Origin of the sequence: Streptomyces corchorusii, assembly GCF_001514055.1 — a bacterium.
In the GTDB taxonomy this organism is placed as follows: domain Bacteria; phylum Actinomycetota; class Actinomycetes; order Streptomycetales; family Streptomycetaceae; genus Streptomyces; species Streptomyces olivaceoviridis.
In genome coordinates this window covers 626922-639750 of the sequence record NZ_KQ948356.1, presented here as the reverse complement: position 1 = coordinate 639750, position 12829 = coordinate 626922, and the positions used below count along the sequence as shown (strand labels likewise).

At 72.4% G+C, this 12829-nt stretch carries 11 protein-coding genes and 4 tRNA genes; 7 read left to right on the top strand and 8 right to left on the bottom strand.

Features of this window, described 5'->3' with window-relative positions; genetic code table 11:
- Positions 1-8 precede the first annotated feature (8 nt).
- Positions 9-1448, bottom strand: coding sequence for a DHA2 family efflux MFS transporter permease subunit (locus tag AQJ11_RS18480; RefSeq protein ID WP_244218285.1), 1440 nt, complete (start codon positions 1446-1448; stop codon positions 9-11).
- Positions 1449-1639: 191 nt separating this feature from the next.
- Complete coding sequence (locus AQJ11_RS18475; protein WP_059263759.1) at positions 1640-2239, bottom strand: NADPH-dependent FMN reductase; 600 nt, start codon at positions 2237-2239, stop codon at positions 1640-1642.
- A gap of 148 nt (positions 2240-2387) precedes the next feature.
- Here AQJ11_RS18475 and AQJ11_RS18470 point away from each other — a divergent pair, with 148 nt between their 5' ends.
- Together AQJ11_RS18470 and AQJ11_RS18465 are read left to right on the top strand one after the other, a co-directional pair.
- Entirely contained in the window at positions 2388-3074 is a 687-nt protein-coding gene (locus AQJ11_RS18470) for a TetR/AcrR family transcriptional regulator C-terminal domain-containing protein (protein WP_059263758.1), read from the top strand.
- Between the two features lie 100 nt (positions 3075-3174).
- The gene (locus AQJ11_RS18465) at positions 3175-3825 is read left to right on the top strand and encodes a hypothetical protein (protein WP_059263794.1); all 651 of its coding nucleotides are present in this window, start codon (positions 3175-3177) and stop codon (positions 3823-3825) included.
- Between the two features lie 128 nt (positions 3826-3953).
- Here the strand turns inward: AQJ11_RS18465 and AQJ11_RS18460 are convergent.
- The 5 genes from AQJ11_RS18460 to AQJ11_RS18440 form a co-directional block, all read right to left on the bottom strand.
- Positions 3954-4026 (bottom strand) — tRNA-Lys (locus AQJ11_RS18460).
- A 99-nt stretch (positions 4027-4125) separates the two neighbouring features.
- Positions 4126-5631: an amino acid permease gene (locus AQJ11_RS18455; RefSeq protein WP_059263757.1), complete on the bottom strand. Its 1506-nt coding sequence runs from the start codon at positions 5629-5631 to the stop codon at positions 4126-4128.
- A 160-nt stretch (positions 5632-5791) separates the two neighbouring features.
- Positions 5792-7996: a DEAD/DEAH box helicase gene (locus AQJ11_RS18450; protein WP_059263756.1), complete on the bottom strand. Its 2205-nt coding sequence runs from the start codon at positions 7994-7996 to the stop codon at positions 5792-5794.
- A gap of 239 nt (positions 7997-8235) precedes the next feature.
- Positions 8236-8751 (bottom strand): hypothetical protein, encoded by a 516-nt coding sequence (locus tag AQJ11_RS18445; protein ID WP_059263793.1) that lies wholly within the window; start codon positions 8749-8751, stop codon positions 8236-8238.
- 210 nt (positions 8752-8961) lie between these two features.
- The gene (locus tag AQJ11_RS18440) at positions 8962-9312 is read right to left on the bottom strand and encodes a metallopeptidase family protein (protein ID WP_058081062.1); all 351 of its coding nucleotides are present in this window, start codon (positions 9310-9312) and stop codon (positions 8962-8964) included.
- A gap of 60 nt (positions 9313-9372) precedes the next feature.
- On the opposite strand from AQJ11_RS18440, the gene AQJ11_RS18435 reads away from it, so the two are divergent.
- From AQJ11_RS18435 to AQJ11_RS18415, 5 genes are all read left to right on the top strand, one after another.
- Positions 9373-10929 carry a metallophosphoesterase family protein gene (locus tag AQJ11_RS18435; protein WP_208616551.1) on the top strand — a complete coding sequence of 519 codons (1557 nt, stop codon included), beginning with the start codon at positions 9373-9375 and terminating at the stop codon, positions 10927-10929.
- Between the two features lie 80 nt (positions 10930-11009).
- A tRNA-Glu gene (locus AQJ11_RS18430) sits at positions 11010-11082 on the top strand.
- 39 nt (positions 11083-11121) lie between these two features.
- Positions 11122-11196: transfer RNA gene (locus AQJ11_RS18425), tRNA-Asp, on the top strand.
- 24 nt (positions 11197-11220) lie between these two features.
- Positions 11221-11294: transfer RNA gene (locus tag AQJ11_RS18420), tRNA-Phe, on the top strand.
- Between the two features lie 111 nt (positions 11295-11405).
- On the top strand, positions 11406-11702 hold the full coding sequence (locus AQJ11_RS18415; protein ID WP_059263755.1) for a hypothetical protein: 297 nt from the start codon (positions 11406-11408) through the stop codon (positions 11700-11702).
- Here the strand turns inward: AQJ11_RS18415 and AQJ11_RS18410 are convergent, their stop codons facing one another.
- Positions 11703-12761 carry an ABC-2 transporter permease gene (locus tag AQJ11_RS18410; RefSeq protein WP_059263754.1) on the bottom strand — a complete coding sequence of 353 codons (1059 nt, stop codon included), beginning with the start codon at positions 12759-12761 and terminating at the stop codon, positions 11703-11705. It abuts the gene before it with no gap.
- Positions 12762-12829: the final 68 nt, after the last annotated feature.

Below are 12829 nucleotides of genomic sequence, written 5' to 3'. Positions count from 1 at the left end.
GCTAGGCGCTAGGCGGCGGGGCGGCCGGGGAGCCGGCGGGCCGAGAGGGCACCGAGGAGGAGCAGGGCCGCCGTCACCGTGTAGGTGAGCCGGAAACCGGCCGGCGACGGGCCCGCCGCGGCCAGCACCACCGACAGCAGGGCCGTACCGGCCGACGCGGCGAGCTGGGTGTTGATGCTCAGCGCGGTGCTCGCCCCGGGCAGCCGGTCCGGGGGCAGGCCGCGGGTCGCGGTGGTCACAGCCGGCATCAGCGTCATCCCGGCGCCGACGCCCATCACCGCGCCCGCGACGACGACCCGCCAGGGCGCGACCCCCGCCGTGCCGGTCTGCCACGCCAGCAGCCCCATTCCGAGGGCGGCCACCGCGCAGCCGGCCGTGATCAGCCGGCGCGGTACCGCCGTGTCGATCCGCCGGGCCGCGATCTGCATCGTCACACCGACCACGAGCCCGGCCGGCGCCCCGAGCAGCCCGGCCGCCGTCGCGCTCAGACCCCGCTCCTGCTGCCAGTACAGCGGCCCGAGCAGCATCGACCCGAAGTAGCCGCAGGTGAACGGGGCGAGCGTGCCGACGCCGGCGGCGAAGGTACGGTCCCGCAGCAGCCGCAGGTCCAGCAGCGGCGCCTGGACGGTGAGCGCCCGCCGTACGAAGGCCGCCGCGAGCAAGGCACCGGCGAGCGTCGGCAGCAGCGCGCCGGGGGCCGTGAAGTCCCCGCGCTCACCGCCCCGGGCCAGGCCGTACAGCAGCAGGGCCAGACCGGGCGAGAGCATCAGCAGGCCGGGAACGTCCAGCCGGGGCAGGTCCCGGCCGCGGGCCTGCGGGGCGTCCTTCGGCAGCAGACGGGCCGCCAGGACCAGGGCCAGGGCGCCGACGGGCAGGTTGATCAGGAAGATCCAGTGCCAGGACGCGGCGTCGACCAGCCGGCCGCCGAGCACCGGACCGGCGACCGGGCCGATCAGGATGGGCAGCCCCAGCAGGCCCATCGCCCGGCCGAGCCGCGCCCGGTCCGCGACCCGCATGCCCATCGCCATGCCGACCGGTTGCAGCAGACCGCCGCCCAGCCCCTGCACCGCGCGGAACGCGATCAGACTGCCCGCGTCCCAGGCGCAGGCGGCGAGCAGCGAGCCCAGGGTGAACAGGGCGAGCGCGGTCATGTACGTGCGCTTGGCGCCGATACGGCCCATCGCCCAGGCGGCGACCGGGATGACCGCGGCAAGAGCGAGCGTGTACGCGGTCGCGGTCCACTGGATGGTCTCCAGCGGGGCGCCGAAGGTCTCCGAGAGGTGGCGCAGCGCGACGTTGACGATCGTCATGTCGAGCACGGACATGATCGTGCCGAGGACGACGACGGCGACGACCCGGTAGAGGGCGGCCGGGGAGGCGACGGCCGGACTCACCACGCCGGCCGGGGGAGCGGGCCGGGCGGGGCCGGTGGGCCGCGGACCACTCATCGCACCGCTCCCGAGACCGGTGCGGGGATGCGCCGTGCGCCACTCTTCGGGACCGGAGCGGCGATGCCCGTCGCACCACTCCTCGGGGTCGGTACGGCGATGCTCCTCACACCACTCCTCGGAGCCAGTGCGGCGATGCCCCTCACACCGCTACCGGACGCCGGCTCAGGGATGCTCATCGCAGCCGCCCCTCAGCCCGCGTAGGGCCGCTCGGCCCGTGCGGTCCGCAGCGCCCGGCCCCACCAGGTGAGCTGGCCGAGCATGCCCTTGGCCGCGCCCGCGCACACGTCGGCGTCGCGCGGGGTGCCGTCCTCGCCCAGGCCCGACCAGGGGCCGTGCAGGCTGACCGAGTCGCGCACGGTCACGGCGTGCAGCTCGGCGAAGACCAGCCGGAGCTGCTCCACCGCGCGCAGCCCGCCGCCGAGACCGCCGTACGACACGAAGCCGACCGGCTTGGCCTGCCACTCCCGGTGGTGCCAGTCGATGAGGTTCTTCAGGGCCGCCGGGAAGCTGTGGTTGTACTCGGGAGTGACGATCACGAACGCGTCGGCGGCGGCGAGCCGCGGTGACACGTCCTTCAGCGCGGCGGCGGCCTCGGGGCTCGGGGTGCCGCCCCAGCCGGGCAGCACCAGCGGCAGGTCCACCTCGGCGAGGTCGACGACGTCGAGGTCGAGGCCCGGGTCGGCGGCGGCGGCGGTGGTGAGGAACCAGTCGGCGACGGCCCTCCCCAGCCGGCCCTCGCGCACGCTGCCGACGATGACGGTGACGCGAAGCGCATCGGAAACGGACACAGCTGTCCCCCCTTGTTGGCGATGTCGGTCCGGCGGCGACCGGTTGCGGCGACCGCCTCGCCATGAAAGTACAACGAGCGTTGTAAAAATTACAACGCTCGTTGTACTTCGGTTAGAGTGACCCGGTCACGACGGAAGGGCGACGGGCGTGGGCGAGACGAACGAGTCCCGGCTGGAACGGGCACGGGGCGAGGTGCCACCGCGCAAGCTGCGGAAGCAGATGGCCATCGCGAGCGCGGCCTGCACGGTCTTCGGCCGCGAGGGCTACGCGCGCGCCTCGGTCGACGCGCTCGCCGCCGCGGCCGACGTCTCCACCCGCACGCTCTACAACCACTTCCCCGGCGGCAAGGCCCAGCTCTTCCAGACGGTCGTGACCTGGACGTCGAGCGAGGTCCGGGACGCCCAACTGGCGCGCCTGAACGCCGTACTGGACCCGGAGCGCCCCCCGCACCCCGACGACCTGGAACGCGACCTGGTCTCCCTGGCCCGCGCCTTCCACAGGCTCATGACCGACTACGCGAACCACTTCGCCCTGGTCCGGCACATCCACGCGGAGGCCGACCACGTGCCGCCCGAGGTCCTCAAGGCCTGGCACGAGGCCGGCCCGGAACCGGTCGGCCGGGCCCTCACCGAGGCGATGGCCCACCTCGAAGACGCCGGTCTGCTGAACCTGCACGGTGACGCGGGCGTGGCCGCCGGCCATTTCACGGCCCTGATCTCCCACCGCATCATCCAGACGACCCATTACGGCGTCCAGCCCCTGCCGGAACCGGAGACGGACCGCCTGCTCAGGGCCGGGGTGGGCGCGTTCCTCAGGGCTTACCGGGCCGCGTAGCGGCGGAGCCCGGATCGCGCATCAGCTCACCTTGTATGACCATATTTCTGGTCTGTACCAGGACTGACGGACCCGTGCCCGCATCACCGTGGAGGTCGTCGTGTCGGAATCCAACGTGACCGGCCAAGACGCCGCGTCGTCCCGCACCGCGCTCTCACGCCTGAGACCGGTCGTCTGCGGCGTGGGCGCGGCGCTCACCGGTGTGCTGGCCGTCGCCTCGTGCGGCAACGGCAGCGGCAACGGCGGGGCCGGCACCTCCACCCCGACCGCCCCCGCCACGTCGAACTTCTCCGGCACCGTGCCGTCCGGCATGTCGTCCTGGGCGGAGTCGAAGAAGGCGGAGGCCAGCGCCTCCGCCTCCGCCGCGGCCTCGTCGGCCTCCGCCCGCGCGTCCGAGTTCGAGGCGTCCGTGTCCGCGGACACCGAGCGCGCCCGCGCGGAGGCCCAGAAGCAGCTCGCCAAGGTGAAGGGGCGGGGCAACGCGACGAAGGACGTCTCCATGACGGGCGTCCCCCTGTCCCAGACCCACAACGTCCGCGCTCTCCTCGTCACGATGACCAACCGCACCGACAAGCCCGCGTCCTTCGCGGTCCAGGTGGACTTCAGCGACTCCCACGGCAAGGTCGTGGAGACCGTCGTCGTGGGGGCGCAGAACGTCGAGCCGGGGCAGAAGGCGGAGCGCTACGCCATCAGTCACAAGCCTCCCGAGCCCCACCTGACCGCGGAACTGGCCAAGGCGCAGAGGTACTGACGGCTCGGGGGCCGGCGCGGGCCCACCGGCGGCAGCGCCCCGGGAACGCGACAGCGCCCGAGTCGGCCGAAGCCGTCCCGGGCGCTGTGCCGCGGGGCGGAGGGGGTGCCCCCCGGGCCCGCGGACGGTAGGCCGTGTGGGACTCGAACCCACAACCAAGGGATTAAAAGTCCCCTGCTCTGCCAATTGAGCTAACGGCCCGTGCGGTGTTGCCTGTCCGAGCATAGCCGGACGAGGCCGTGTCGCCGATCGGGTATCGGGGACACGGCCACGTCGGATGTCGCCGGTGCGGGGGGATGGTTACTTTTCGGCCGGGATGGGAGCGGGGGCGGGACTCCTGGTGAGGAACCAGTGGCGGGCGGAGGCCAGCCACCAGGTCGCCGAGAAGCCGAGGACCACGAGGACGGTGACCGGGGCGTAGTTGAACGTCTTCCAGGTGACCGGGGAGACCTGCGGCAGCATGAACAGGACGGTGATCACCAGCACCCAGGTCACCGAGACCACCCCGATGGGGCGGGACCAGCGGCCCAGGTGCCAGGGGCCGGGGGTGAACGCGGCGCCCTTGCGGACGCGGAGGAAGGTCGGGATGACGTACGCGATGTACAGGCCGATCACCGCGATGGACGTCACCGCCGCGTAGGCCGTCGTGTTGATCAGGTAGGGCAGGCCCAGGGCCAGGGCTCCGAGCGCGGCCAGCCACACCGCCGCCACCGGGGTCCGGGTGCGCGGGCTGACCGTGTGCCAGACGTGGGAGAAGGGCAGCGCGCCGTCCCGGGAAAACGCGTAGATCATGCGGCTGTTGGCGGTGACCGAGGCCATGCCGCAGAAGAGCTGGGCACCGATCACCACCAGCAGCAGGAGCTTGCCGGCCGTGGCGCCGAGGGCGTCCAGGAGGATCTGGGCGGGCGGTGCGCCGGTGGGCGACGTCAGTGCCCTGTCGTACGACTGGATCGCGAACGTGAAGCCCAGCAGGAGGACGAAGCCCGCGATCCACGACGTCCAGATGGAGCGGACGATGCCCTTCGGGCCCGCGGTGGCCGCGTCGTGGGTCTCCTCGGTCATGTGGGCGGAGGCGTCGTACCCGGTGAAGGTGTACTGGGCCATCAGCAGACCCAGGAGCACCACGTACGGGGTACTGCCCCAGCCCGTCTCGTTGACGAAGTGCGTGAAGACGAAGGACGCCGACCGGTGGTGGTCCGGGACGAGCGCCAGCGCGCCGACGATCACCGCGACGCCGAGGACGTGCCACCACACGCTCACGCTGTTCAGGAACGCGACGATCCGGACGCCGAAGGTGTTCAGCAGGCCGTGCAGGAGGAGGATCGCCGCGAACAGCAGCACCGTGCGGCCGGGGGTCACCTGGAAGCCGAACTGGAGGTTCAGCCAGGCGCCGAGGAAGGAGGCCGCGCCGAAGTCGATGCCGGCGGTCACCGCCACCTGGCCCAGCACGTTGAACCAGCCCGTGAACCACGCCCAGGCCGCCGCCGAACGCGGGGGCGCCAGGCGGTGCGCCCAGAAGTACAGGCCCGCCGAGGTCGGGTAGGCCGAGCAGATCTCGGCCATCGACAGGCCCACGAACAGCGTCATCAGGCCCACCGCCACCCAGCCCCAGGTGATCACCGCGGGGCCGCCGGTGGTCATGCCGAAGAGGTACAGGGTCAGGCAGCCGGACAGCACCGAGATGATCGTGAAGGAGACGGCGTAGTTCGAGAACGCCGACATACGGCGGGCGAGGACCTGGGTGTAGCCGAGTTGGGCCAGCCGTTCCTCGTCCGACAGGCCACCGGCGCTCACGTCATCTGTCATGCCCCCAGCAATTCCCCCACCGGGGACGTGACATGCGTCACTCGGTGACCTGAAATCGACGACGGCCCGGGTACGCGCGAGGGCCCGTACGAACGGTGTCGTACGGGCCCTCGCCCTGCCTCACTCGGCGTCACCCACCGGGGTGTCAGCCGATGCCGTGTCAGCCGTTGCGCTTCCAGCGCGGCTTGTCCTCGCGGCGGCCGAAGGAGCCGGTGCCGCGGTGGTCGTCACGACGGCCGTAGGGGCGGTCGTGACCGGCGGACCGGAAGCCCGGGCGGTCGTCGCGGCGGTCGCGGTTGAACGGACGGTCGCTGCCCCGGTGGCCACCGCGCTCGTCGCGGCGGAAGCCGCCCCGGTCGTCACGGCGGTCGAAGGAACGGCCACCACGGTCACGGTCGAACGGACGGCGCTCACCCCGGTCGTCACGGCGCTCGAAGCCACGGCCACCACGGTCGTCGCGGCGGTCGTCGCGGCGCTCGAAGGAGCGGCCACCCCGGTCGTCCCGGCGGTCGTCACGACGCTCGAAACCACGGTCGCGGTCCCGGTCGCGGTCGAACGGACGGCGCTCGCCCCGGTCCTCGCGACGCTCGAAGGAACGGCCACCCCGGTCGTCGCGGCGGTCGTCACGACGCTCGAAACCACGGTCGCGGTCCCGGTCGCGGTCGAACGGACGGCGCTCGCCCCGGTCCTCGCGACGCTCGAAGGAACGGCCACCCCGGTCGTCCCGACGCTCGTCACGACGCTCGAAACCACGGTCACGGTCGAAGCCCCGCCGCTCCCGGCGCTCGTACGGCGCCGAAGCCGCCGGACGCTCCTCGCGCTCGGTCTCGCGCTCCGCGGGCTCCTCGGCCACGGCGAGCTGCTCCGCCGCCGTCGCCTGGGCCTCGGCCACCGCCGCCTCCGGGTCGTCGCCGCGCTCGCGGGCGACCCGGGCGACCAGCCGGTCGGCCTCCTCGCGCAGCTCCGTCGCGCGGCGCTGGGCGCGCTCCAGCTGCTTGGTGAGCTGGGCGACCTCGCGCTCGGCCTGCTGGGCGGCGTTGGCGGCGGACTCGGCCTGGACCTCGGTCATGGAGCGGGCGCCGGTGATCTCGGCGACCTCCGGGTCGAAGGCGGCGCCGCCCTGGATGATGTGGCGGGCCGCGTCGACGCCGGCGTCCTCCATCAGGCGGAAGATCTGGCGCCGCTGGTGCGGGAGGGAGAGCGACACGACCGTGCCGGTGCGGCCGGCACGGGCGGTACGGCCCGCGCGGTGCAGGTAGTCCTTGTGGTCGCCGGCCGGGTCCACGTTGAGGACCAGGTCGATGCCGTCGACGTGGATGCCGCGCGCGGCGACGTCGGTGGCGACCAGGACGTTGACGTAGCCGTCCTTGAAGTCGGCCAGGGTGCGGGTACGGGCGCCCTGGGTCATGCCGCCGTGCAGCGCGTCGGCCTTCACGCCGGCCTCGCGCAGCTGCTCGGCAACGCGGTCGGCGCCCAGCTGGGTGCGGACGAAGATGATCGTGCGGCCCTTGCGGGAGGCGATCGCGGCGGTGACCGGCGCCTTGTCCTTGGGCTTCACGATGAGGATGTGGTGCGACATGGTCGTCACCGCGCCCTGGGCCGCGTCCACCTCGTGCAGGACGGGCTCGTCGAGGTAGCGGTCGACGAGGGTCTTGATCTCGTTCTCCATCGTGGCGGAGAAGAGCATGCGCTGGCCGCCGGCCGGGACCTGGTCGAGCAGCTCGGTGACCTCGGGCAGGAAGCCCAGGTCGGACATCTGGTCGGCCTCGTCCAGGACGGCGATCCGCACGTCCTCCAGGGAGCAGGCGCCGCGGTTGATGATGTCGCGCAGCCGGCCCGGCGTGGCGACGAGGATGTCGACGCCGCGCTCCAGGGCGTAGATCTGGTTGCCCATGGAGGTGCCGCCGCAGACGACCTTCATCTTCAGGCCGAGGACGTCGCCGTACGGCTGGAGGGCGTCGGCGACCTGCATGGCCAGCTCGCGGGTCGGGGTGAGGATGACCGCGCGGGGCTTGTGCTTCTGGGTACGGCCGCCGGCCAGCTGGGCCAGGGTCGGCAGGCCGAAGGAGAGGGTCTTGCCGGAGCCGGTGCGGCCACGGCCGAGGATGTCCTTGCCGGCCAGGGCGTCCGGGATGGTCGCGGCCTGGATCGGGAAGGGGGTCGTCACGCCGTTCTGCGCGAGCTTGCGCACGATGCCCTCGGGGAGGCCGAGGTCGGCGAAGGTGGTCTGGGGGGTGTCAGCGGCCTCGGGGGCCTCGGTGACCTCGGTCGTCTCGTCGACGAGTGCGTTCTCGATCTCGGTGGTGTTCTCGATCTCGATCTCGTTCTCGGACACGACGATCTGGTCAGTACTGGACACGGACATGCGAATGCGAAACCTTCCGGAGTCTCTTCGGCACGCGCCCGTCAACTCCGTGAATCGCTCACGACCGCCTCAATGCGGTCCGCCACGGCAAAGGAGAGTACGCGCCACACGGCGCGCTCTGTGGTGGCGCCGGGCAAATGGGATCAAACGATCTACCACCATACGCACCTACCACCCCCGAAGGCAAATGGAGCCGCAGAGGCACAGCTCACACTCGCTGTCCGGCCGCACGCACGGATCTACGCCGGCACCCCCGCCGCCGGCGCCGGCACCCGCTGGACCAGCTGCGGGCCCGTCTCCTCGTGGGCCGACGAGGACGGCTCGGCCGACGGAGGCTCGGTGACGGGCGGCGGCGGGGTGGAGGCCGGCGGCTCGGGCGGGGCGGAGGTCACGTCGGGGGGTGTCGGCGGCGCGTTCGTCGGCACCGGCTCGCCGGGCTCGACGGTCGTGCCCGGCTCGGCCGGCGCGTGGGAGGCGCTGCGCGCGGCGGACGGGGTGGCCGACGCCGAGCCCTTCTTCCCCCGCTTCGCCTTGCCGCCGTGCCCGTGCTTGCCGTCACCGGGCCCACCGCCCTCCCCGGCGAAGCCGCCCGCGCCGGCCACCGGGCCGCCGTCGGGCACCTCGCCGCCGCGCTGCCCCGCCGAGTGCGCGGGCCGGGCCCGGCCCGCGTCGTCGCCCACGCTCACACAGCCGGCGGCGGCGGTGACGGCCAGTACCGCGGCGGCGAGACGGACGGGTACGTACAAGGGGCGCACGGCGGCCACCTCCGGGGGCAAGGAAAGGAGTCAACCTCACCAACTCCCGCCGCCCGCAAGAGGACACGCGCCCCGCCCGCATCGACACCGCGTACCCGGCCCACCCAGCACCCGGCCCCGCGCCGGCACACCCGGCCCCGGCTGCACGAGCCGGTCCTCGCCCAGCACACGCGAACCGCCCGCGCGTGCCGCCGCTGTCAGCCGCCGCGCTCAGCCGTAGCCGAGGGCGTGGAGCCGGGCGTCGTCGATTCCGAAGTGGTGGGCGATCTCGTGCACCACGGTCACCTCGGTCTCCGCGACGACGTCCTCACGGCTGTCGCACATCCTGAGCGTGGGCCCGCGGTAGACGGTGATCCGGTCCGGCAGGACACCGGCGTACCACTCGCCCCGCTCGGTGAGCGGGGTGCCCTCGTACAGCCCAAGCAGCTCGGGGTCGTCGGCGGGCGGCTCGTCCTCCACGAACACGGCCACGTTGTCCATGAGCCGCGTCAGCTCCGGCGGGATCCGGTCGAGCGCCTCGGCGACCAGTTCCTCGAACTCCTCGCGCGTCATCTCCAGCACAGGGTCATTGTCCGGGAACACCGCCGCATATCCACCAGGGGACGTGGGCATACGGCACCAATGGCCCGCGTCCCCGTCGCAGCCCTGAGCACCATGCTGAACCGGAACCCGAACCGCCCCGCCCGCCCCCGCTCGCTCCCCGCCCTGGAACTGACCGACCGCCCCAGTCCCTGGCTGCGTGCCCTGGGACTCACCACGGTCGTCCTCGTCGGCGCCTGGCTGGGCCTGCTGATCGTCGGCGACGTCCGGGCCCCGGTCGGCCCGATGGACACGACGATGACGCTGCGCCCCTCCCTCAGCGGCGGCACGAAGATCAACGTCTCCCCGCTGGGCTCGCTCAGCCTGGACAGCCATGTGGCGCCGGTCCGCCTGGACGTGAACGTCGACCAACTGGACCCGCTCCGCTCGCAGGCGCTGGTCGACCACCCCGAGCGGCTGTCCGGCCTCCAGGACGAGGTCGCCCGGGACGTCGAGCACGGCACGCTGGACCTGGCCGTGCGCTCCTGCATCGCCGTGGTCTCCGGGGCCACGGCCCTCGGCCTCGCCGTGTACCGCCGCCCGCGCCGGGCCCTCGCCGCCGGCGGACTGGCCCTGGGCCTGCTGGCCGCCTCGGGCGTGTCGGCGTACGCCACCTGGAACCCGAAGTCGGTCCTGGAGCCGCGGTTCTCCGGACTGCTCAGCTCGGCACCGTCGGTGGTCGGCAACGCCCGCAGCATCGTCACGGAGTTCGACGTCTACCAGAAGGAGCTGGCGCGCCTGGTGACGAACGTGACGAAGCTCTACGACGTCACCTCCACCCTCCCCGCCTACCGGCCGGACCCCTCCACCATCCGCGTCCTGCACGTGTCCGACATCCACCTCAACCCGGCGAGCTGGAAGATCATCGGCTCGCTGGTGGAGCAGTACAAGGTGGACGTGATCGTGGACTCCGGCGACACGATGGATCACGGTACGGCGGCGGAGAACGGCTTCCTCGACCCGATCCGGGACCTGGGCGTGCCGTACGTCTGGGTGCGCGGCAACCATGACTCGCGGACGACCCAGCGCTACCTGGAGCGCATGAAGAACGTGCGCGTCCTGGACGACGGGCGGGCGGAGACGGTGGCGGGCCTGCGCTTCGCGGGCATCGGTGATCCGCAGTTCACCCCCGACCGCTCGACGGCGCCCGGCAGTGCCGCGTCCGAGCAGCTGGCGGGCGACCGGCTGGCCAGCGCCCTGCGCGATCAGCGGACGGCCGGCACCCCCGTGGACGTGGCGGTCGCGCACGAGCCGTCCGCCGCCCGGGAGACCGACGGCACGGTGCCGCTGGTGCTCTGCGGGCATCTCCACCACGAGGGAACGGAGCTGCTGCCGTACGGCACCCGGCTGCGCAGGGAGGGCTCGACCGGCGGCAGCGGGCTGCGGGCCGTGGAGCACACGTACCCGGCCCCGATCGAGGCCTCGATCCTCTACTTCGACCGGGACAGCCGCAGGCTCCAGGCCTGGGACGCGATCAAGCTGGGGGGCCTGGGACTCTCAACGGCCGAGGTCAGCCGCCACCTGGCGGACGAGAACCAACCGGGCGCCACCGGTACCTCGCGCTCCCCTTCGCCGACCCCTTCCGCCACCTCGCCGTAAACCGTTTTGGCGATACCCCTCGCCATCCCATATGCTTCTCACGTCCCCGACGCGCTGAGAAGCGCCCAGGCGGGCCGATAGCCCTCATCGTCTAGCGGCCTAGGACGCCGCCCTTTCAAGGCGGTAGCACGGGTTCGAATCCCGTTGGGGGCACGCAATACCGTGTGCGACACTGTTGCACGCAAGCAGCTTGGTCCTGTGGAGCAGTTTGGAGTGCTCGCCACCCTGTCAAGGTGGAGGCCGCGGGTTCAAATCCCGTCAGGACCGCTGGTGTTTCACGTGAAACACCGTGGCTGGGTAGCTCAGTTGGTACGAGCGTCCGCCTGAAAAGCGGAAGGTCGCCGGTTCGACCCCGGCCCCAGCCACAACCGCCCTCATCAGGGCTTGAGCCCCTCTCCAGGATCCCTGGAGAGGGGCTCTCTGTATCGGGGACCAAGTTCAGCGGGGGAGACATGGGCCGGGACCAGGACAGAGCCATGCAGGACACCGAGCTGGAGAAGGACCGGGCCCGGTACGGGCTGCTCGCGGTCGTCGTCAGCAATCTGGCGATCGCCGCGGTCGCCGTCTTCGGTGTCTGGCAGCTCGACGGGGACAAAGCGGTGATCGTCGGCATCCTCACCGCCGCGTTCACCGCCGTCAGCAGCACGACCACCGCGTACCTGGGCATCAAGGCCGTCTCCAACACCGCGAAGTCGATCGCCCTCGGGGACGGCCTGGCGCGCCGGCACACCGAGGCCAGCCCGCCGGCCCCGCCCGCCCAGCGCACCCCCTAGCTAGGCCGCGTGGGCCGGCCGGTGCGGTCTGCCGCCCGGATGGCGGTGCCGCCAGATCGCGAAGACCGCGCAGGAGACGACCGCCCAGCCCGCCAGCACCAGGAACGGGAACACGTGCTGGTTGCCGCGGAAGTACACCGCCGTGTGCTGGGCGTTCACCGAGGCGCCGGGCGGCAGCCAGCGGCCGATCGTCCCCAGCACGGACGGCAGCAGGGGCCAGGAGACGGCACCGCCGGACGACGGGTTGCCCAGCAGCACCATCAGCCCCCACGTCGGCAGCATGGCCCAGCGCCCGAACAGGGTGTTGAACATCGTGAACACCATGCCCGAGGTGAACATGGTGAAGGCGAGGATCGCCCAGGACTCCACGAACGGCAGCCGCAGCGCCCCCAGCAGCCAGTCCACCACCGCGGCGATCGCGAACCCGCCGAGCAGGGCGTAGGCCACGGTGAAGCAGATCCGCTCCAGCGGGTTCAGCGCCGACGCGTGCACGCTGAGCTGGATGGCGCCGACGAATCCGATGATCACGGCGGCCAGGGAGATGTAGAAGATGGCCAGGCCCCTCGGGTCGCCCCTCTGCAACGGCTTCAGGTCGTGGAGCACCACGGTGGTGCCCGTGGCCTTGCCGACCTTCAACGCCGCCTCCCCCAGCACCTGCGCCACCGTCGCACCGGACGCCCCCGACACGTCGAGGGTGATCGTCCGGCCGCCGGCGGGCGCGTCGACCACCGCGAAGACCTTCTGCTGGTCCACCGCCCGTACCGCGTCCTCCCGGTTGGCGTACGGCCGCAGCTTCAAGGACGCGCCGAGCGCCTTCTCCATGCCGTCGACGAACCGCCGGGCCGCGGGCTGGTCGTAGCCGCCGGTCACCGCCGTGGGGATGCTGTGCGGGGTCGGGTTCGCCATGGCGTACGTGTAGGACCCAGCGAAGAACCCGGCCGCGGCGGCGATGATCAGGAGCAGGACCGTGGCGGGGAGGAAGGGGGATGCCTTGAACGCCGCCCAGCGCTCCGCGCGGGTCGGGGGGCGGCCGTGGTCTCCATGAGGGGAATCAGGCATATCGACCACGCTAGGTCATGCCGTGACATCGCGCCCCGGTCAAATCGTTCGCTTGTTTTTCGCCCCAG

Bases quoted from the DNA above. Each gene is read 5' to 3' on its own strand.
- AQJ11_RS18480 (WP_244218285.1), bottom strand. From the start codon at position 1,448: ATGAGTGGTCCGCGGCCCACCGGCCCCGCCCGGCCCGCTCCCCCGGCC.
- AQJ11_RS18455 (WP_059263757.1), bottom strand. From the start codon at position 5,631: ATGACAGATGACGTGAGCGCCGGTGGCCTGTCGGACGAGGAACGGCTG.
- AQJ11_RS18450 (WP_059263756.1), bottom strand. From the start codon at position 7,996: ATGTCCGTGTCCAGTACTGACCAGATCGTCGTGTCCGAGAACGAGATC.
- AQJ11_RS18435 (WP_208616551.1), top strand. From the start codon at position 9,373: ATGGCCCGCGTCCCCGTCGCAGCCCTGAGCACCATGCTGAACCGGAAC.
- AQJ11_RS18415 (WP_059263755.1), top strand. From the start codon at position 11,406: ATGCAGGACACCGAGCTGGAGAAGGACCGGGCCCGGTACGGGCTGCTC.
- AQJ11_RS18410 (WP_059263754.1), bottom strand. From the start codon at position 12,761: ATGCCTGATTCCCCTCATGGAGACCACGGCCGCCCCCCGACCCGCGCG.